Raw genomic sequence first — 19,088 nt, 5'->3', positions numbered from 1 at the left:
GGCATGATTTTATTAGCTGTGCTAATGAATTAGGGCTTTGGCTTTGGCTTGCCCCTGGCGCTTGCGGCGCCAGATCAGCACGCCCGATACGCTCAAGCCCGCCACCAGCACGCCCATGGCGCAGATGAACATCTTAAAGGGCCAGCCCCACATCGAGGCCATGTGCAGGGCGCTGATCCAGCTGCGGATGGTGTCGCCGCTGGCCGCGCCCGTGGGCAGCCACGCGGCCAGTTGCCGGCCGCTGGCCGCGTCGAAGAAGACGGTGGTCAATCCCTTGCGGGCGCGCACGTCGCGGCTGCTGCGCACGTTGTAGCTGTACACGCCCAGCGCGCGTTCGTAGGACAGCGCGTTTTCCTCGACGATGGCGAACGCGTGCCGCTGCGCCAGCGCGTGCATCAACAGGCGCCCCTGCGTGCGCGCGGCCGGCCAGTCCAGGTGCGGGCCCGGCGAAGGCGTGTGCCGCGCCACCGCTTCCTCGGCCCCCTGGTGCGGGAACAGCGGCTGCATCACGGCCGCATATACGCCGTACAGGTTGAAGGCGACGCCGCTCCAGGCAAACACGAGCAGCATGGCCCACAGCCACAGGCCGCCCGCGCGGTGCAGGTCGAATATCAGTTTATAGCTGCCGCCGTGGCGGCGCAGCAGCCAGGACGGACGCCAGCGCAGCAGCCACGGTTTGCTGCCCGGCGAGCGTTTTTTCAGGCGTGCGGGGAAGGTCAGGGCGGCGCCGATGAAGCAATCGACCGTCCACACGATGGCGACCAGGCCAAAGATGAACAAGCCCGTGTCGCCCAGCGCCAGCGCGTAATGCAGGCGCTCGATGAAGGGCAGCAGGTTGATGGCGCCCTGGCTTATCTCGCCCCAGCGACGCTGGCCCAGCACGGCGCCCGTGTAGGGATCGACAAACACTTCGTCGCTGGCCAGCGGCGCGTCGCCAGGCGGGCGCAGGTAGAACACCATGCTGCGGCCGGGCGGCGCCGACAGGGGCGCGTACGTGACGCTCGCCTGGGGAAAGCGCGCGGCGATGGACTCGCGCAGCAGCAGGGCGTCGAGGGGCGCCGCGCCCGGCGCGGGCGGCGCTGCGCGGAAGACGGCGGGCAGCATGGCCGCTTCCAGCTCATCCTTCCATGCGAGCGCGCTGCCCGTGACGCCGGCCACGATGAGGAAGCCGGCCATCAGCAGGCCGGCGTAGCGGTGCAGCGCCGCCAGTGCGAGGCGCATGTGCAGCGATGGCATCAGAACCTGTACATCGCGCTGACGTTGGCCGTGCGTTCGGCATTGCGGTAGCACAGGCCCGGCAGGTAGCCGCAGTCATACAGGGTCTGCTTGTCGAGCACATTGTTGACGTTGAGGGAAAACTGCCACGGCCCGCGCGACACGCCCAGCGCCGCATCCCACTGCGTCAGGCCGCCATTGCGGATGTTCAGGTTGTCGCCGTCCGAATTGGAGCGCATGGCGCCCAGGAAGCGCATGCCCAGCGCCGCATATGCGGGCAAGGCCGTGCCCAGGTCGAACGCCTGGCGCGCCCAGGCCGAGGCGCTGTGGCGCGGCGCGCCCGACTGCTGCAAGCCCAGGTCGCCGTTATTGCTCTTCCTGACCTCCGTATCGAGGTAGGTGTATTGCGCGATCAGGCTCAGACGGCTGGCGAACTCCGTGCGCGCTTCCAGTTCCAGGCCGCGCGAGCCCACTTGCCCCGTCTGCAGCAGGCTGCCCGGGTTGCCGATGTCGGAGGTGGTGACGTTGTCGCGCACCAGGTCGAAGACGGCGGCCGTGTAGCTGGCGCGCTGGCCCACGGGTTCATAGCGCACGCCAGCCTCGAATTGCTTGCCGCGCGACGGCTTCAGGGCGTCGCCGTTGGCCGTGACGCCCAGTTCGGGCGAGAACGAGGTGGCGTAGCTGACATATGGCGCCCAGCCGCCATCGAACAGGTAGACGGCGCCTACGCGGCCCGTGGTGGCCGACGGCGACTGGTGGTAGTCCGCTTTCACGCTGCCGGCATGGAGGTCGGTGACGTCGCGCGATTGCGTCGCCTTGTCGCGGCGCAGGCCCGCCGTCACGACCCAGCGGTCCCATTTGATTTGATCCTGCGCATACAGGCCCAGCTGGCGCGACGGTGCGTCCGCGCGGGTCGGCGACTTGGCCGGGACCAGGGGCTGCTTGCCATACACGGGCTGGTACAGGTCGATCGGCTCGATAAATCCCTGCTGGTGGCGGTATTCGTCCGTGTTGCGGATGTTCGCGTAATCGACGCCCAGCAGCACCTGGTGCGCCAGGCTGCCCGTGGCGAAGCGCGCCTGCAGCTGGGTATCGGCGAACAGGCTTTTCGACGCCGTATCGACGGGCATGAAATAGCGCTTCACCGTGCCATCGTCATTCAAGCCCAGCGGGAACATGTCCGTGCGGTCGTTCTTCAGGTGCGTGTAGCGCAGGTTCTGGCGCAGCGACCACGTATCGTTGAACGCATGCTCGAACTCGTAGCCCAGCATGGTGTTGCGGCGCTTGAAGCGGTTGTCGTCGCCCATCAGGTTGACACCGGGGTCGACCTGGCCGCGCGGGCCCGGCGCCAGCAGCTGGTTGGGAAACGCGTATTGCTGGTTGTCCTGCTCGTAGCGGGCCAGCAGGGTCAAACGCGTGGCCGGTCCTGCCTGCCAAGTGAGGGAGGGGGCGAAGTACAGGCGGTTGTCGCGGTCGCGATCCAGCCGCGTGTCCGCTTCGCGGCCCAGCATGACGACCCGCCAAGTCCAGGCGCCCGGCGCGTCGAGCGTGCCGCCAACGTCCGCTTTCAGCTGGCGGCGCTGGTAGCTGCCGTACTCGATGCCCACTTCGCGCACGGCGTCCGCGCTGGGACGCTTGCTGACGGCGTTGACCATGCCGCCCGGCGGAATCTGCCCGTACAGCACGGACGCGGGGCCGCGCAGCACTTCCAGGCGTTCCAGGCCATACGGTTCGATGGAGGCGCCAAACGTGCGGCCCGAATTGCGCAAGCCATCTTGCAGGATGCCGTTCGTTTCGATGGTGAAGCCGCGCAGCAGCGAGGAATCGTCGCTGCCCAGCGGGCGCTGGTTTGGCGTCACGCCCGCCGTGTAGCGCAGGGTCTCGTCGAGCGATTCGGCGTTGCGGTCGCTGATTTCATCGGCCGTGACGACGGACACGGATTGCGGGTTTTCATTCAAGGCCGTATCCATCTTGGTGGCCGAGGCGGCGCGCCGCGCCACGTAGCCGCGCACGGGGCCCGTCGCCGTTTCGCGTTCGGCCGTGGCATTGATGGTGATGGCGGGCAGGGTGGCGCTGGCCTGCGCCGCCTGTGCGTTTGCCGGCGCCGGCAATGGCGTTGCGGAGGCGTCCGCCCGCAGCGCATAGGCGCCGTTGGCGCCCGCCACGACGCGCACGCCCTGGCCGCGCAGCAGTTCGTCGAAGCCCTGGCGCACGGTATAGCTGCCCGCCAGGCCGCCGCTGCGCTTGCCCTGCAAGAGGGCCGCGTCGGCCGACAGTTCCACGCCGGCCGCGCTGGCAAACGCGGTCAAGGCCCGCTCCAGCGGTCCGGCGGGGATTGCGTAGGGGCGCTTGGCTTGCGCATTCTCAAGCGTTTGCGCGTGGGCGGCAGGGGCCGTGGCGGCCACGGCGCCCATGGCGGCGCCAGCCAGGAACAGGGCCTGGATGGCGACGGCGAGGGGAAATGGACGCAGCTTGGGTGCGGTCGGGCGAGGGGACATGGTGCAGATCCTTGGAAAGTGGAAGGAAAAAATCGGTTCTTCCCGTATTCCGAACGAAAAGCCAAAACCCTCAACGTTTTTTCATTTATTTTGCCTATATTTTTCAGGACGCCTGGCGCGGCCCCACGCTGACCCAGTAGCGCGTGCGGTAGCGCAGCTGCACGGGCAGGCTCAGGGCCAGGTTGGCCAGCGAGCGGTCCGTGTCGCGCAGCGAATACACGCCCGTCACGCGCAGGCCGGCGATGGAGGCGTCGCAGCGCAGCACGCCGTGACGGTAGCGTCCCAGTTCGGCCAGCAATTCGCCCAGCGGCATGCGTTCGGCCACCAGGCGGCCGTCAGCCCAGGCGGCGGCGCTGTCTTCCACCTTGCCGATGTCTTGCACTGCGCGGCGCGTATAGCCGGCCTGCTGGCCCGCCTGCAGGTGCACCAGCGCGGCGCCGTCCTGCCGCGGCTGCAGGGCGACGGCGCCCTGGAACACGGCCACCTTGCTGGCGTCGGCATCGAGGCGCACGCCAAAGCGCGTGCCCAGCGCCGTGGCCGTGCCTTGCGGCGTCGCCACCAGCAGCGGGCGGTAGACAGGCGCCGTTTCGTGCGCGCTGGTGACGAGGATGGCCCCCGCGCGCAGCACGATGCGCCGTTCGCCGGCGCTGTATGCCACATCGATGGCGCTGGCCGTGTCCAGCACCACTTGGGTGCCGTCGGCCAGCACGATGGCGCGCGTCTCGCCCACAGCCGTGCGGTAATCGCTGGCGGCGCGCTGCCACAGGCCCGATTCGTGCGCCAGCAGGGCCGTGCCGCCGCCCGCCGCGATCAGTCCCATCAGCTGCAAGGCGCGCCGGCGGCCTGCGGCATGGCGCTGGGCCGGCGCCAGCGCGCCGCGCGCCACTTCGCGGGGCAGGGCCTCGAATTGCCGGGCGAAGCGCTGCAGCCGGGCCCAGGCCCGTTCGTGCTCGGGATGGGCGGCGCGCCAGGCGGCGCAGGCGTCGGCATCCGCCGCGCTGGCGTCTTCCGCCCACAGCCGCGCCATCCACTCGGCGGCGCGCTGCAGCACTGCGGGGGCGATGGGCGCGCCGTCAGGCGGCGAGTGCATGCCGTTCATGCGCATTGCGCCATGCAGCAGGCCAGCAGCGCGCGGGCGATGTATTTTTCCACGGAGGAGACGGAAACGTCGAGGCGCGCGGCGATGTCGGCGTAGGCCATGCCTTCGAGCTTGCACAGCAAAAAGGCGTCGCGCACCTTGTTCGGCAGGCTGGCCAGGATGGTGTCGATTTCCATCAGCGCTTCGACGATCAGTGCGCGCATTTCCGGCGTCGGCACGAGCGCTTCCGGCTGCGCGGCGATGGCGTCCGCGTAGGCTGACTCGATATGCCGGCGGCGGAACAGGTCGACCACCAGGCCGTTGGCGATCTGCGCCAGGTGCTGGCGCGATTCCACGGGAGCGGGTGCGCGGCCCCGCGCGAGGATGCGCAGATACGTGTCGTGTGCCAGGTCGGCCGCGTCGAAGGCGTTGCCCAGCTTGCGGCGCAGCCAGCCCTGCAGCCAGCCATGGTGGTCGCTGTAGAGGACTTCGATTTGCCGATGCAGTTCCAGTTCGGGGCGTAGCATGCAACCTTTCCATGCCACGGTCCACAGGACAGACAGGCCTTGATGCGATTGAGAATTGTTCGTATTGTAGCCCGAATGCCGGGACTTGTGGCCCGGCAGTGGCTGTCCAGCAACGCTATCGGGCGGCCATCACGTTGAAATCAGCTTGATATCGGCCACCCGCTCCACCAGCCACACGCAAGCGACCAGGGCGATGGCCAGCGAGCCGACGGTCAGCACTTGCCGGTACAGCCACGTCTTGCGCAGCAGCCAGGCGAGCGGCAGGAAGGCGGCGACGATGGCCAGCTGGCCGATTTCCACGCCCACGTTGAAGCCGAACAGGCTGGCCAGCAGGGAGCCTTGCGGCAAGCCCAGGTCGCGCAGCACGCTGGCGAAGCCGAAACCGTGGATCAGCCCGAATATGAAGGCGGCCACGGGGCGCTTGCCGCGGAACAGGGGCAGCAGGTTGTTCAGCGCGGCCAGGATCACGGAAGCGGCAATCGCCGATTCCACCCAGCGCGACGGCAGCGACACGAGCGACAGGCTGGCCAGGGTCAATGTGATGGAATGGGCCAGCGTGAACGCCGTGACGACCTTCAGCACGTCATAAAAAGCCGTTTTCAAGCCTTGCTGCTGTTCGCGCAAGCCCGGCAGCAGCACGGCCGGCAGCAGCAGCGACAGCAGGAACAGGATATGGTCGTAGCCGATCCAGATATGCCAGATGCCGTGTTTGACATACGCGCCGAACTGCGTCAGGCGGTCGGGGGCGGCCAGGGACAGCGTCTGGCGGGGGCTGTCCGGGTCGAAGATGGCCGTTTGCGTGGCGCCGCCGCTGTCGATCTTGAGCAGCCCCTTGTGCTGTGGGTCGAGGTCGGCGAACAGCGTGTAGCCGATGCTCAAGGTGGCTGGCGCGGCGTTGCCGGGGCAGGTGGCCGCAAAGCGCAGCACGCTGTAGGCGCCGTCCGTATGCTGGTCGATCAGCTGCTCGACGGCCTTCAAGGGGCAGGCGCCCCGGTCGCTGGCCACCTGCAGGCGCTGCAGCGCGTAGGCGGCGATGGCCGCGTGGCGCGCGCGGATCTCATCCCAGGTCAGCGCGCCGTCGCCATTGCCATCGAGGCCGATGGCGAAATCGAGGTCGCGCAGGGCGATATCCCATTGCCCGTCGATCTGCTGGCCGTGCACGGCCAGGCTCAGGTAGCTGTCGCTGGGCTTGTGCGCCTGCGCGGGGGCCAGCCAGGCGCACAGGGTGAGCAGCAACGCGAGCATGCGGGCGTTCACAGCGCACCTGCTTTCTTTGCGGCACTAAGTTTTTGCCCATCCTGCGGCCCCAGCTGCCTGACGAGCCGCTGCAGGGCCACGTCTTCCACGCCATGCGCCGTGATCCAGGCCAGCACCGGTTGCGCCGCCGCGTAGTTGCGCGCGGCCACGGATGCTTCCAGCAAGATGCGCATGTCGGGCACTTCCTTCTGGATGGCCCAGTTTTTCTGCGCCAGTTGCAGGGCGGCCGGCACATCCTGTTGCAAAAACAGGGCGAAACGGGCCTGTTCCCGCTGGTGCACGGTGTCGCCGCGCTGCATGGCGGCATTGAAGCGGGCTGCCAGTTCCGCCTTTGCCGCCTGGAAGGCCGTCTGCTGGCCGGGCAGCGCCTGCAGGGCCAGCGCGTAGCGCAGCAGCAGGGCGTCGATGCGCTGCTGCTCTTTCAGCAATTTGACGACTTCCTGCGGGCGCTGCCGGTCGAGCAGGAAATCCGCGTAGGCGCCCAGCAGATAGCTGTCGCGCGGCTGCCGCGCCAGCGCCGTCGTGTAGCGCGCCTCGGCCAGCGCTGCCTCTCCGCGCCGCGTGGCCATTTCCGCCAGCAGGGTTGCGGCCCAGCTTTCGAGCTCCGGCGCCGCGCCGGCGCTGCGTTGCAGGGTCAGGTCCAGCAAGCGCTCGCTGCTGGCGGCCCGGCCCGTGACGCTGGCGATACTGGCAAGGCAGGTGACGGTGACGAGCTGCGTCGTCAGGGCCGACAGCCGGGCGCAGCTGGCTGTCGCCTGGGCGTAGTCGCCCTGCACGGTGAGGACGGTGGCGCGCGTCAGCCAGGCCTGGCCGTTTTGCGGCTGCTGGGCGATGACGGCGTCGAGGTCTTGCAGGGCCGGGCCGAAATGGTGGGTGCTTTGCAGGATGGTGGCGCGCAGCAGGCGCACGGGGACGGGTGGCGCAGCTTGCCGCCACCATGGCGCCAGCGCCGCCTGCGCGTAACCCAGGTAGCGCGGGTCCGTTTCGCTGCGCGCCAGGGCAATGTAGCGCTGGGCCAGGCTGGTGGCCAGGGCAAGGTCTTGCGGCGTGTCATTCAGTTGCTGGCGCAGGCCGCGCAAGGCGAGCTGCGTGGCGTCGGCGCGGCGCGGCAATTGCTCGATGACGGCGCTGCCGTCTTTCGGCGTGTAGGGCGCGGCCAGCGTCAGTGCGGGCAGGCAGGCGCACAGCAGGGAAATCGGTGTTTTCATCGTGGACGCCATCGACGGTGGAGTAGGGCGGCAAGGGCGGGCGCCGGAGAACGCTGTCTCCGGCGCCCGCACTCGGTGACCGCGCGTTACAGCGGTACCGGCTCCGTATTTTCCGGAGAGGTCGCCATGATGGCGTCGATGGCGACGCCGTCCTTGTCATCGCTGGTGGTCAGGATGACGTTGCTGACGGCCACATAGAAGGCGTCGAGCAAGACCACGGGCGGAGGGGTGACGCCGCCGTCGCCGTTATCGCCGCCGTGGCTGCTGCCGCCGCCACCGCAGCCGGCCAGCAGGGTGGTGAGCGCCAGGGCGCCGCATGCATGGAGCTTTTTCATCGTATTCTCCTCGTAGGCTTACAGTTGCGGCGAACCGGCGATGGGGTTTTTCAGGTAGGGAAAGCCTGCCGTGAAGTAGGTTTCATCGAGGAAGGCGCCATCCGTGAAGTGCAGGCCGCCGGCCGGGGCATCGGCCGGGGCGCAGCCGATGTTCAGGGTGCACAGCTTGCCCATGGCCACGCGCAGCACCACGTCGACCACGTCGTCGCCGGGGCGGCGGCCGTTCGGGAAGCCCGCGTTATCGCCATCGATCACGCCCAGGCGCTTTTGCGCGCCGACGGCGGTGGGGGCGATCGAGGTGTTCAGGCGCAGCATTTCAGAGGCGACGACCGTCGCTGGCTGGTTCACGCCCTTGATGCCTGTCAGGAAAGTCGCCACCAGGTCGTTGCGGGGGAAGTTGGTGGGCGCCTTGGCGCCTGCCGAGCCGAACAGCACTTCCACCAGGGCCGGCGCCGTGGGGTTGGTGACGTAGTCGGCAAACTGCGCATCGCCCGACGGCTTGCTGGCGTTGAAGCGGTCCTTGTCCTTCAGGCCGATCACCAGTTCATTCACCAGCGGCATGCCCAGGCGCGACACTTGCACCCATGCGCCGCCTTCCTTCGAGGCCGTGGTGGCCGTGCCCGGCGCCGGGTTCAGCAAGCGTCCCTGGCGCAGGCTGGCCGTGGTCCAGCCGCCGATGACGGGGTCGCTGCCAGCCGTCAGGCAGGCGGTCGGCACTTCCATCTCGATGGCCGTGACGTTTTTCCGGGCCAGGTCATCCTTGGCGGCCGACTCCGCATTCGCGGCGAATTCCGTGGCGGGCGCCTTGATGTTGATCAAGTCGAACGTTTCGCCCAGGTTCACGACGAACGGGTCCTTGCGCTGGCCGACGAACATGCGCGCCGGCGTGGTGCAGCCGGGAATATTGACGGCATACACATGTTGCGCAGCATACGCGGCGTAGTTGGGGATGGACTTGTTGCCGATGTTGTCGACGGGCTTGTCGAAGGTCGTGCCGCCGCCGCTGGCGTTGGTGACGGCGCTCCTGGTGCCCGTGCGGCGGTCGCCCCGCACCACGGTGACGCTGTACGTTTCGCGCACGTTCAGGCCGGCCGGATTGACGCTGTCGATGGCGCCGCCGTTGATGACGAGCGGAATCGAGACTTTCTTGCCGCCCACGGTGAACTGGCCATCCTTGATGGTGTTGGTGAAGCGGAACTGGAAGGTGAGGTCTTCCTTGCCGTCGCCATTGTTGTCGATATGGATTTCGTACAGGGCGTTGGGGTCCATGGCGAAGTAATTCGGGCCGCCGTAGGCGTCCTGCAGGGGAATGTAGTCGGCCACCAGGGTGGTGTAGGCGCCGCGGCCCGCTTCATAGCTGCGGAACATATAGAAGTCGGTGGCGTCGACTTTGGGGTTTTGCGTGATGAATGGCGCTTCGCGGTGGCTGGAAGCGTGGGCCGCTGGCGCGATGGCCAACGTGAAGGATACGGCGAGCAGGTTGCCCATGAGGGCGGCGCCCAGCGCGGTTTTCGAGTGTGACAAGGACATTTCGATTCTCCCGATTTTTGTTAGCGTTGACAGACAAGTCCAAGAAACTGCAGGCTGCCTGACTTATACGCACGGGGAACGAAAACGGATTCACTGCTTTGAAAAGGAGGTCATTGGCTCACCAGGCCAGCACCCTGGGGCCAAGGGCCGCGCCGATGGCGGTCGGCACCAGCATGCCCAGCACGTACCAGAAACCGATGAAGCTGGCCGCCAGCTCGGGGCAATGCAGGCAGTACACGAGCGCCGCCATGGCGCCGGCCGCGAAGCCGGCAGCCGCGCCCGCCAAGCGCAGGCGCGTGGGCGCCAGCTGGCGCATCAGGCGCAGCACGGCGGCCAGGATGGGCAAGGAAAGGGTGGCGATCAGCAAAGGGCAGCTGCGCCAGGTGGCGCCCCAGAACAGCTCGGCGCGTTGCCCGGCCGGGGCTTCCTGCAGGATGAGGGCGCCCAGCGCCCACATCAGCAACAGGGGCAGGGCGAGCAGCAGGGGCAGGGCGCGCGTCGGCGCGCCGGGCATGCACAGGCGGCGGCTGGCTTGCCAGGCCGCCAGGCAGAGGCAGGCGACAAAGCCCACCTTGATCCAGAAGTCGGGCAGCCGGGCCAGCTGTTCCAGGTTGGGCCGCACGCCCAGCAACAGGGCCATCAGCGCCACGCTGCCCAGTACGCCGGCGGTCAAAGTGCCTGCGGCGCGCCAGCGGACGCCCGGGGGCGGCGCGGCGGCCACGTCGGGGCCGCTGGCCAGCATGGCGATCAAGTCATCGGTTTTCATGGTGTCGTTATCCTCAAGTTGGCTGCCAGTGCCTTCAAGCCGCGATGCACGGCCACTTTGACGCTGGCTTCCGAAATCTGCATGGCGGCTGCCGTGTCGCGCACGGACCAGCCGTCGAGCTTGGTATGCACGATGGCGTCGCGCTGCTGCGCCGGCAAGCTGGCCAGCAATTTGCCCAGGTCGCGGCTGGCTTCGGCCGCCTCGGCATCGGCGCTGGAAAACAGTTCCTGCGCGCTATCTTCTTCGTCGTACGGCAAGTGCTGCGCTTCGCGCCGTCCATGCCGGCGCAGCCAGTCGATCAATTTATAGCGGGCGATCGCATGGATCCACGACGTCAGCGGCACGCCCGTGTCATACGTCAGTCGCTGGTTGTGGATGGCCAGCAGGCACTCCTGCACCAGGTCTTCCACCTCGTCCGGCCAGCGCTGCAGGCGGCGCCGCAGGAATGCGCGCAAATGGCTGCTGCTGGCCTGCAAGAAACTGCGATACGCCGCCGCATCGCCGTCGAGCCCGCGCAGCATCAAGCCATGCAGCCGCAATTCCGTTCCATGCAGGTGCTCGCTTACAGGTATTCGTTGCATGCAGGCCTTTGGTGACAGGCGTTGAAAAAAATAAATATCATTAATTTTGCCGGCGGCTGTAACCAATCCGGCCATTGCGGCGAATTGACAGGCAAGCACGCTTCTTCATTCACTATAACGGGTAGTCATCATGCATATCAAGCACCGCCTTGCCGCCAGCCTCGTTCCGCTCTGCCTGTGGGCCGCGACGGCACCCGTGTACGCGCAACTGGCGGCCGGCCAGCGCTGCGCCGTGCAAAGCGGGGCGCAGACGGCGGCGCTGGTGGAACTGTACAGCAGCGAAGGCTGTTCCAGCTGCCCGCCCGCCGACCAGCGCCTGAACGCCTTGCGCAAGGAAGCGGGGGAGGCCAGCCTGGTCGTGCCGCTGGCCTTGCACGTCACGTACTGGGACCAGATCGGCTGGACGGACCCGCTGGCGCAGGCGCAATTCGATGCGCGCCAGGCCGAATTGCTGCGCCACCAGCCCCGCCACGTGGCGTACACGCCCCAATTCTTTGTAGGCGGCACGGAATTGCGCGGCTGGGACACGCAACTGCCGGCCGCCATCCGCCGCATCAACGCGACCGCCGCGCCCGTCAATATCAGCCTGTCCGCCACGCCAGGGGCGGGTGGACAATTATTGCTTGAAGCCAATGCCAGCGCGCCGGATGGGCAGGCGGGCGGCCAGCTGTACGTGGCCATCAGCGAAAGCGCCATCGTCTCGAAAGTGCTACGCGGCGAAAACCGCGGCGCCACCCTGCATCACGATGCGGCCGTGCGCCTGTGGCTGGGACCCGTTGCGCTGGCGCAAGGCCACGCCCGGCTGCGCCGCGAAGTCAACCTGCCCGCCAGCTGGCGCCCGGAGCAGCTGCAAGTGGTCGCCTTCGTGCAGCGGGCCGACAGCAGCGCCATCCTGCAAGCCGTCAGCACGGCATCCTGCGCGAAGGGAGTGATGTGATGAACGGACAAGCGAACGTGATCCACCCCGCCTGGCTGCGCCTCACGCACTGGCTCAATGCCGTGGCCGTCGTGGTGCTGGCCACCAGCGGCTGGCGCATCTATAACGCGGCGCCATTTTTCCCCTTCGAGTTGCCGCGCGCGCTGACCCTGGGCGGCTGGCTGGGCGGCGCCCTGCAATGGCATTTTGCCGCCATGTGGCTGCTGGTGGCCAATGGCTTGCTGTATCTGATCATCAATATCGTCTCGGGACGGCTGCGGCGCCAGTTCTTTCCCCTGACGCCGCGCCTGTTGCTGGCCGATTTTGTTGCCGCGCTGAAAGGAAAGCTGGCCCACGCGGACCCGCGCCGCTACAACATGGTGCAGCGCGCCGCCTACCTGTTCGTCATGCTCGACTGCATCGTGCTGGTGCTGTCCGGCCTGGTGCTGTGGAAGTCCGTGCAATTCCCCCTGCTGCGCGAGCTGATCGGCGGCTACGAGAGCGCGCGCAGGGTCCACTTCATCGCCATGGCGTTGCTGACGGGCTTTGTCGGCGTGCACTTGCTGATGGTGGCGCTGGTGCCGCGCACACTGGTCGCCATGCTGCGCGGCCGCTGAAGGAGATGAGCATGAAAAAAACCATCATCGTGCAGGAGCAGGGCCAGGCCATGCTGGACGACGGCTTGCGCCAGATCAAGCAACCGTCGCGCCGTTTGTTCCTGCAGCGCAGCCTGACCCTGGGCGGCCTGTCCATGCTGACTGGTTGCAACGTCAGCGACCCGTCCGGCATCGAGACGGCCCTGACGGCCGTGTCGCGCTTCAACGACAGGGTACAGGGCTGGCTGTTCGACCCGACCAAACTGGCGCCGACTTACCCGGACTCCATGATCACGCGGCCGTTTCCCTTCAACGCGTATTACGGCGAAGACGAGGTGGAAGAAGTCGATGGCGACGCCTGGCGCCTGGAATTGAGCGGCTTGATCGCCGACAGGAAGCCGTGGACCCTGCCGCAATTGCGCGCCTTGCCGCAGGAAACGCAGATCACGCGCCACATCTGCGTGGAAGGCTGGAGCGCCATCGGCAAGTGGGGCGGCGTGCCGTTTTCCCACTTCCTGAAGCGGGTCGGCGCCGACACGACGGCAAAATACGTCGGCTTCAAGTGCGCCGACGATTATTTCACCAGCATCGACATGGCCACGGCCCTGCATCCGCAAACCATCATGGCACTCACGTATGACGGCCAGGAATTGCCGCCCAAGTATGGCTACCCGATGAAGCTGCGCATGCCGACCAAGCTGGGCTACAAGAATCCCAAGCACATCCAGGCCATTTTCGTCACGAATACGTATCCGGGAGGGTATTGGGAGAATCAGGGCTATAACTGGTTCGGCGGCTCTTGAACAATTTTGGCAGTACCCGTAGCACGGCAACAGCTTTACCACCGGGCAATCTCGCCCATATAACCCAGAGACAAGGACATATCATGAAAACCACCATCACCGCCCTGATCGCTTCCGCCATCCTCATGTCGGGCGCCGCGTTCGCCCAAGATGCCATGAAGAAAGACCCCATGGCCAAGGACGCCTCGGCCGATGCCATGCACAAGGACGCCATGGGCAAGGACGGCATGCACAAGCCGATGGCGAAGAAGCACATGAAGAAGGATCACATGGCCAAGGATGGCATGGCCAAGGATGGCATGGCGAAAGATGCCATGGCAAAAGACGGCATGAAGAAGGATGAGATGAAAAAGGATGGCATGGCCAAAGATGCGATGGCCAAATAAGCGGGCAAGCAAGGTTTTGCATGGGCAGGCGCACCATCCTCGCCGGGTGGCGCGCCTGCCGTCGTTTGGCCAGCGGCTTGCTGGTGTTCATGGCAATTTGCTAAAATTGAAAACTTATTTAATAGCAATTGCTGGAGTAACGATGTCGATGCATGAAGCAAGCTTCCCATTACGCTGTGCGGCAGCGGTGCTGGCCATCCTGCCCGGGCTTGGCCAGGCGATGCCGGGCGCGACCTGTCCGCCGCAAGTGTATCCGCGCGAGGCGCGCCTGTATGAACTGGAAGGTAAGACGAGCGTGCGCTTTTCCGTGGGGCAGGATGGCAAGGTGGCAACGGCATCCGTGGCACGCAGTTCGGGGTGGAAAGTGTTGGACGATGCGGCGCTGAGCAATGTGCGGCAGTGCGTATTCCCTGCTGATAGAGCGGCCAAGGAAAATTTTAGTGTTCAATATGTATGGGACCTGGACGATACCGAGCTCTTGCGTCCCTTGCTGGTACCCGGCAGCTGCCAGCCTTCCCAGCGCGTCCAGGGCTATAACAATCTCGACAAATCGGCCAGCAATGACAGCGGCATAGTGCTGCGCATGTTTATCGGCAGCGAAGGAGCCCCTGCACGCATCGTGGCCGAAGCGCCAGGCCTGCCAGCGGAACTGGTCGAGGCGGCGGTTACCTATGTGCAGGGTTGCCGTTTTGCTATCGACCCTGAAGTTGGCGGCACGCGTAGCTGGAGCACGTATGGCAAGGTGCTGCTGCGCCTCCAGCCCCTGTAGTAAGCTTGCACTGTCCACATCGTTTTCCTGCCGAAGTCATGACTGAACCATCCGCCGCTGCCACCGTATCGTCCCCCTCCGACAAATCGATCCGCCGCCGCTCGCTGTTCGCCGCCTGCAGCGCGCATGCCGTGCATGACGGCTTGACGGACGTGATCTATGTGCTCCTGCCCATCTGGCAGGCGCAGTTTGCCATCAGTTACGCCATGGTGGGCCTGTTGCGCGGTTCCTACTCGGGCATGATGGCCGGATTCCAGTTGCTGGCCAGCCGCCTGGCGAAGCGCTGGGGCCGCGAACGCATGCTGGTGGGCGGCACGGCGCTGGCCGGCGTCGCCTACCTGATCGCGGGGCAGGCGGGCGGCCTGGCCGTCTTGCTGATCGCCTTGCTGCTGGGCGGCCTGGGCGCCAGCACGCAGCACCCGCTGGCGTCTTCCATCGTCACCGACACGCACGAGGCGGGCGGCGGCGTGAAGGAAGCGCTGTCGCACTACAACTTTGCCGGCGATATCGGCAAGACCCTGATTCCCGCATTGGTGGGCTTGCTGTTATTGGTGTGCAGCTGGCAAGCCAGCGTCTCCTTGCTGGGCTTGCTGGGCCTGGCGGCGGCCGGCTTGCTGTGGTGGCTGCTGCCGAAACCGGGCGAGCTGCAGGCGGGCGCGAAGAAGGCGGGCAAGACCATCGCCGGCAGCGGCTCGAAGGCGAGCTTTCGCGCCTTGCTGGCCACGGGCACCCTGGACAGCGCCGTGCGCATGGGTTTTCTCACCTTTTTGCCATTCTTGCTGAAAAGCAAGGGAGCGGGCACGGCCGGCATCGGCGTGGCCTTGTCCCTGCTGTTCGTGGGCGGCGCCTTCGGCAAGTTGCTGTGCGGCTACCTGGGCGCGCGCATCGGCATGATGAAGACCGTGTGGCTGACGGAATCGATGACCTCGCTGCTGATCGTGCTGGCCCTGTGGCTGCCGCTGGCCGGCGTCATGGCCATGCTGCCCCTGCTGGGGCTGGCGCTCAATGGCACTTCATCCGTGCTGTATGGCGTGGTGCCGGAACTGGCCGAACCCGGCAAGCGAGAGCATGCGTTTGCCCTTTTCTACACGGGCAGCATCGGCGGCGGGGCGCTGTCGCCCGTGCTGTTCGGCGCGCTGGGCGACCATACGAGCGTGCACACGGCCCTGCTGGCGCTGGCGGCCGTATTGCTGCTGACCTTGCCGCTGGCGTGGAAGGTGCAGCGGGGCCTGGCGCACGGCGGCACCGCATGAGGGGACGCTTCGTATGAGCCTGCCATTGCCGCGCGATAAACACGATACGCGCAACGCGCAAGCCCTGATCGCCTTGAGCTGGGAGGAAGTCCATCCAGCCATGCCGCAGATCCTGGAATGGGTGCAGGATGTGAACTGGCCCGTGGCCGCCGTGCTCCTGCCGTATCTGGCCGGCATCGGTGTGCGCCTTGCGCCCTATATAAAAACGGTGCTGGCCGGTAATGACGAACAATGGAAGTACTTTGTGTTGCAAGGCATCGTGCGCCATTCACGGGAGCTGGCATTCGAATTGCACGGGGAATTGCAACGCTTCGCCCATGCACCGACAATGGAAGAACGGGAAGACGGCGTGGCCGAGGTGGCCCGGGAAATTCTGCAATGCCAGATAATAACTGCGGCCGGCTAGTAATCAGGGGCATTATTGTAAGAAATCAGTATTGAGTGCGCATGCGTGTGGCCATTCCTGTAATAGATAGGAGACAATCCGGGCCGAATATATTTCGACCTCCGGGTTGTAAAACCCTCCCTATCATTTAACAGGAAGATTACATGGGTAATTTTAGTATCCCGCACACCAATAAAGCACTCGCCGTGTATTTTCACGGCAAGATGGTGCCTAGGCTGTTTGCGGTATTTGCGGCGATCCTGGCGGCAGTGGCAGGTTTTGTCTTGTACCTGAGCACGACCATCCCTCAGAAAACACTGACCGATACGCAGGCCATGACCTTGCGTAATGGCGCCAAGCTGGGCACGCACAGCAATTTGACTATTCTGTACGGCTCGGCGGCTTTTCTATTGTTGCTCGCCGTGCTGGTGCTGGTCATGCGCGCGGTAATGCTCAAGCGGCAGAAAAGCCGTTTTGAATTGCATGAAGACGGTGTGGTGCATGAATTGAACGGCATTCGCAGTTACGCCGCCTTTGCCGATATCGAGGACCTGTATCTGTTTGCCGGCGGCTCCACCGCCATGACAGGCATGATCAATAACTTTGCCTACCGCACGAGCGCCGACCAGCCCTGGATATGGGCTACCGGAGAACTCAAGCGCTTTGACGAATTCATGGACGAATTTCGCTCCCGTTATCTGGAATACCGCATGCCCGTCTTGAAGCAAAAGCTGGCGGACGGCGAGCGCGTGACTTTCCGCTACATCAGCAGCGGCGAGGTATACAAGAAACGCTTGTTCGGCAATTTCCTGAATGTCAAGACACAGGAACTGGCCTTCTCGGCGCAGGGCTTGCATGTGGACGGCGTCACCTGGCCTGGCGCCAGCCTGAAGTGCATGAATCAGAACGACTGGACCGAGAGATTGACGATCAAGGATGCGGCGGGTACGACAGTCTTTTCATGCATCGGCACGGGTATTCTGAGTTTCGACCTGTTTGCCAATATGATAGACGACGAGATTAATCAAGCGTCGTAATTCCGGCGGAAATAAGCCTCCCGATACGGGGAGGCTTGCGACCGGCTTATCCCGGTCGGCGGCCAAATACAGATAAAAAATGAAAACACAGTTACTGTCGAATGACGAATATCAAAAAACCTTCCATGCGCCTATGCTGAAGGTGACCGAGACCGCCAGGGAAGTCGTCGATCTTTGGGCATATGCCGATCTGGTCATCGGGAGTGACTTTGGCGACGCCGCGGACTGGAATTGGCAGGTCGCGCATATTTATGAGTCGTCAGATGGAAAGTTTCAGCACATCGGCATTCCCGTTCCCCGCGATGATACTTATCTGACTGTGATCGTCGATATACACGGCAGAAAAATCCTGGGGCATGTTTTTCTTGATTTGCGCGCCAGGCAGTCAAGCTGCAGTGAGGAATAACAGGGAGCGATTCGTGCTCCATGTCGCATTGATAAGTTATTGGCAAGCCGATACGGCATGACTTGCCCGCCAGTCCCCCCATCGTCTACACTCGCCGCATGAAAAATTTTGAAAAGCGGCGCGACCGCTACGACTTGTTCCGGGCATTCGACAATCCCCTCGTCAACATCAACTTCCAGCTCGACGTGCCGGACTTCCGGCCCTGGTGCAAGGAACGGAAAATCCCCGTGTTTCACTTTTTCCTGTTTTGCCTGCTCAATACGGTCAGGGATATCGATCAGTTCATGTACCGCATCTACCAGGGCGAAGTGATCAGGATCGACGATTTTCCCGCTTCCTATACCGTCATCAATGGCGACGATAACCTCAATTACACGCGTTTCACGATGACGGACCAGCTCGACCTGTTCATCGAACGCAGCCTGGCAGCCAAGCGTTTCGCGGAAGCCAGCTCCGCGCTGATCAATACGGGCGAGGGGGAAACCGAGCGCGAGCAGCGCAACAATATCTTCATCACCTGCCTGCCGTGGCTGGAGCTGGCGGCCATCGAACACCCGATCCACCGCCACCGCGACGCCGATATCCCGACCTTTACCTGGGGCAAGTTTGGCCCCGCGCAAGAGGATGGCCGCATGCGGGTGCCGTTTTCCGCGCAAGCCCACCATGGCTTTGTCGATGGCTACCACGTGCAGAAACTGGCGCAGGCATTGTCGCAGCGCATCGCCGCCATTATTGCCTAGGCCAGATAGTCGCTGGGCGCCTGGCCCAGCACGCGGCGGAAGGCGGCCGTGAAGGCGCTGGGGCTGGCATAGCCGAGGTCGAGCGCGACACGGGTGACGGCTTGCCCGTCCGCCAGCCGCGTGATGGCCGCCAGCAGGCACGCTTGCTGGCGCCATTGGGCAAAGGCCAGCCCCGTCTGGGCGCGGAATTGCCGTGTAAAGGTGCGCCGGCTCATGCCGGCCTGCGCCGCCATCGCATCCAGGCTGCTGTCCAGGCTCGGCTGCCGCAGCATGTCCATGCACAGGCGCGCCAGCCGGGGTTCCTGCGGCAGCGGGGCGCTCAGGGGCAGGGGCCTAGCGGCGGCAATCTCGTCGAGCAGCAAGGCCATCAGCCGTCCGGCGCGCGATGCTTCCGCATACAAGGCATCCACGGTCACGGCCTCGGCCAGCAACTGGCGCAGCAGCGGCGAGGCGTCCAGCACCTGGCAATGGGGCGGCAAGCCCATCCCGGCGATGGCCGGTGCGTCGATAAACACATTGTGCATGGTCACGGCGCCATGCATGCGCATGCCGTGCGAAAGCCGGGCCGGTACCCAGCAAGCCCGTTGCGGCGGCACCAGCCAGTTGCCTTGCGGTGTGTACACGCTGATGACCCCGCGCGCCGCATAGGCGAATTGCCCGCGCGCATGGCTATGGCTGGGAAAGACGGCATCGGCGGCATGGTCGCGCGCCGTGGCGATCAAGGGGCGGGGCACTTCCGTATAAAAATCATCCATGGCCCATACTCTACAGTATTTGACCTGTCATCGAAGGCGGGCCGCTT

At 65.2% G+C, this 19,088-nt stretch carries 21 protein-coding genes; 10 read left to right on the top strand and 11 right to left on the bottom strand.

Annotation, left to right across the window (positions count from 1 at the left end; all coding sequences use genetic code 11):
- Positions 1 to 21 precede the first annotated feature (21 nt).
- From O3301_RS04010 to O3301_RS03965, 10 genes are all read right to left on the bottom strand, one after another.
- Entirely contained in the window at positions 22 to 1,236 is a 1,215-nt protein-coding gene (locus tag O3301_RS04010) for a PepSY domain-containing protein (protein WP_305055609.1), read from the bottom strand.
- A complete protein-coding gene (locus O3301_RS04005; protein WP_305055608.1) occupies positions 1,236 to 3,713 on the bottom strand; it encodes a TonB-dependent siderophore receptor in 2,478 nt (825 codons plus the stop codon). Before O3301_RS04005 ends, O3301_RS04010 begins: the two co-directional genes overlap by 1 nt.
- A 103-nt stretch (positions 3,714 to 3,816) precedes the next feature.
- Positions 3,817 to 4,812 carry a FecR domain-containing protein gene (locus O3301_RS04000; RefSeq protein ID WP_305055607.1) on the bottom strand — a complete coding sequence of 332 codons (996 nt, stop codon included), beginning with the start codon at positions 4,810 to 4,812 and terminating at the stop codon, positions 3,817 to 3,819.
- Positions 4,809 to 5,318 (bottom strand): sigma-70 family RNA polymerase sigma factor, encoded by a 510-nt coding sequence (locus tag O3301_RS03995; protein ID WP_305055606.1) that lies wholly within the window; start codon positions 5,316 to 5,318, stop codon positions 4,809 to 4,811. The genes O3301_RS04000 and O3301_RS03995 overlap by 4 nt, the downstream gene beginning before the upstream one ends.
- Before the next feature lie 129 nt (positions 5,319 to 5,447).
- Positions 5,448 to 6,563: a HupE/UreJ family protein gene (locus O3301_RS03990; RefSeq protein ID WP_305055840.1), complete on the bottom strand. Its 1,116-nt coding sequence runs from the start codon at positions 6,561 to 6,563 to the stop codon at positions 5,448 to 5,450.
- 8 nt (positions 6,564 to 6,571) lie between these two features.
- Positions 6,572 to 7,783: a hypothetical protein gene (locus tag O3301_RS03985; protein WP_305055605.1), complete on the bottom strand. Its 1,212-nt coding sequence runs from the start codon at positions 7,781 to 7,783 to the stop codon at positions 6,572 to 6,574.
- Between the two features lie 86 nt (positions 7,784 to 7,869).
- Entirely contained in the window at positions 7,870 to 8,118 is a 249-nt protein-coding gene (locus O3301_RS03980; protein ID WP_099667811.1) for a hypothetical protein, read from the bottom strand.
- An 18-nt stretch (positions 8,119 to 8,136) separates the two neighbouring features.
- Positions 8,137 to 9,648, bottom strand: coding sequence for a DUF4331 domain-containing protein (locus O3301_RS03975; RefSeq protein ID WP_305055604.1), 1,512 nt, complete (start codon positions 9,646 to 9,648; stop codon positions 8,137 to 8,139).
- A 118-nt stretch (positions 9,649 to 9,766) separates the two neighbouring features.
- Positions 9,767 to 10,414, bottom strand: a complete 648-nt coding sequence (locus tag O3301_RS03970) for a DUF1109 domain-containing protein (RefSeq protein WP_305055603.1) — start codon at positions 10,412 to 10,414, stop codon at positions 9,767 to 9,769.
- Positions 10,411 to 10,995: a sigma-70 family RNA polymerase sigma factor gene (locus O3301_RS03965; protein WP_251348553.1), complete on the bottom strand. Its 585-nt coding sequence runs from the start codon at positions 10,993 to 10,995 to the stop codon at positions 10,411 to 10,413. Before O3301_RS03965 ends, O3301_RS03970 begins: the two co-directional genes overlap by 4 nt.
- Positions 10,996 to 11,125: 130 nt before the next feature.
- Between O3301_RS03965 and O3301_RS03960 the strand changes: the two genes are divergently transcribed.
- The 10 genes from O3301_RS03960 to O3301_RS03915 all read left to right on the top strand — a co-directional run bounded on the left by O3301_RS03960 (position 11,126) and on the right by O3301_RS03915 (position 18,286).
- A complete protein-coding gene (locus O3301_RS03960; RefSeq protein WP_305055602.1) occupies positions 11,126 to 11,932 on the top strand; it encodes a DUF1223 domain-containing protein in 807 nt (268 codons plus the stop codon).
- Positions 11,932 to 12,528, top strand: a complete 597-nt coding sequence (locus tag O3301_RS03955) for a cytochrome b/b6 domain-containing protein (protein ID WP_305055601.1) — start codon at positions 11,932 to 11,934, stop codon at positions 12,526 to 12,528. The genes O3301_RS03960 and O3301_RS03955 overlap by 1 nt, the downstream gene beginning before the upstream one ends.
- 50 nt (positions 12,529 to 12,578) lie before the next feature.
- A complete protein-coding gene (locus tag O3301_RS03950) occupies positions 12,579 to 13,310 on the top strand; it encodes a molybdopterin-dependent oxidoreductase (RefSeq protein WP_369812173.1) in 732 nt (243 codons plus the stop codon).
- A gap of 83 nt (positions 13,311 to 13,393) precedes the next feature.
- Complete coding sequence (locus O3301_RS03945; protein WP_305055599.1) at positions 13,394 to 13,696, top strand: pentapeptide MXKDX repeat protein; 303 nt, start codon at positions 13,394 to 13,396, stop codon at positions 13,694 to 13,696.
- 142 nt (positions 13,697 to 13,838) lie between these two features.
- On the top strand, positions 13,839 to 14,465 hold the full coding sequence (locus O3301_RS03940; protein ID WP_305055598.1) for an energy transducer TonB: 627 nt from the start codon (positions 13,839 to 13,841) through the stop codon (positions 14,463 to 14,465).
- Between the two features lie 38 nt (positions 14,466 to 14,503).
- A complete protein-coding gene (locus O3301_RS03935) occupies positions 14,504 to 15,718 on the top strand; it encodes an MFS transporter (RefSeq protein ID WP_305055597.1) in 1,215 nt (404 codons plus the stop codon).
- Positions 15,719 to 15,731: 13 nt separating this feature from the next.
- A complete protein-coding gene (locus tag O3301_RS03930; RefSeq protein ID WP_305055596.1) occupies positions 15,732 to 16,124 on the top strand; it encodes a DUF5071 domain-containing protein in 393 nt (130 codons plus the stop codon).
- A 143-nt stretch (positions 16,125 to 16,267) separates the two neighbouring features.
- Positions 16,268 to 17,140 carry a hypothetical protein gene (locus tag O3301_RS03925; RefSeq protein WP_305055595.1) on the top strand — a complete coding sequence of 291 codons (873 nt, stop codon included), beginning with the start codon at positions 16,268 to 16,270 and terminating at the stop codon, positions 17,138 to 17,140.
- 79 nt (positions 17,141 to 17,219) lie between these two features.
- Positions 17,220 to 17,546: a hypothetical protein gene (locus tag O3301_RS03920; RefSeq protein WP_305055594.1), complete on the top strand. Its 327-nt coding sequence runs from the start codon at positions 17,220 to 17,222 to the stop codon at positions 17,544 to 17,546.
- Between the two features lie 98 nt (positions 17,547 to 17,644).
- Positions 17,645 to 18,286: a CatA-like O-acetyltransferase gene (locus O3301_RS03915; RefSeq protein WP_289897755.1), complete on the top strand. Its 642-nt coding sequence runs from the start codon at positions 17,645 to 17,647 to the stop codon at positions 18,284 to 18,286.
- Here the strand turns inward: O3301_RS03915 and O3301_RS03910 are convergent.
- On the bottom strand, positions 18,283 to 19,041 hold the full coding sequence (locus O3301_RS03910; RefSeq protein ID WP_305055593.1) for a helix-turn-helix domain-containing protein: 759 nt from the start codon (positions 19,039 to 19,041) through the stop codon (positions 18,283 to 18,285). The two genes, O3301_RS03915 and O3301_RS03910, sit on opposite strands and share 4 nt — an antisense overlap.
- Positions 19,042 to 19,088: the final 47 nt, after the last annotated feature.

Source organism: Janthinobacterium sp. SUN211, from assembly GCF_030587315.1.
Lineage (GTDB): Bacteria > Pseudomonadota > Gammaproteobacteria > Burkholderiales > Burkholderiaceae_D > Janthinobacterium > Janthinobacterium kumbetense.
Note: the sequence above shows the minus strand (reverse complement) of the source record. Positions and strands in the feature narration are given on the sequence as shown.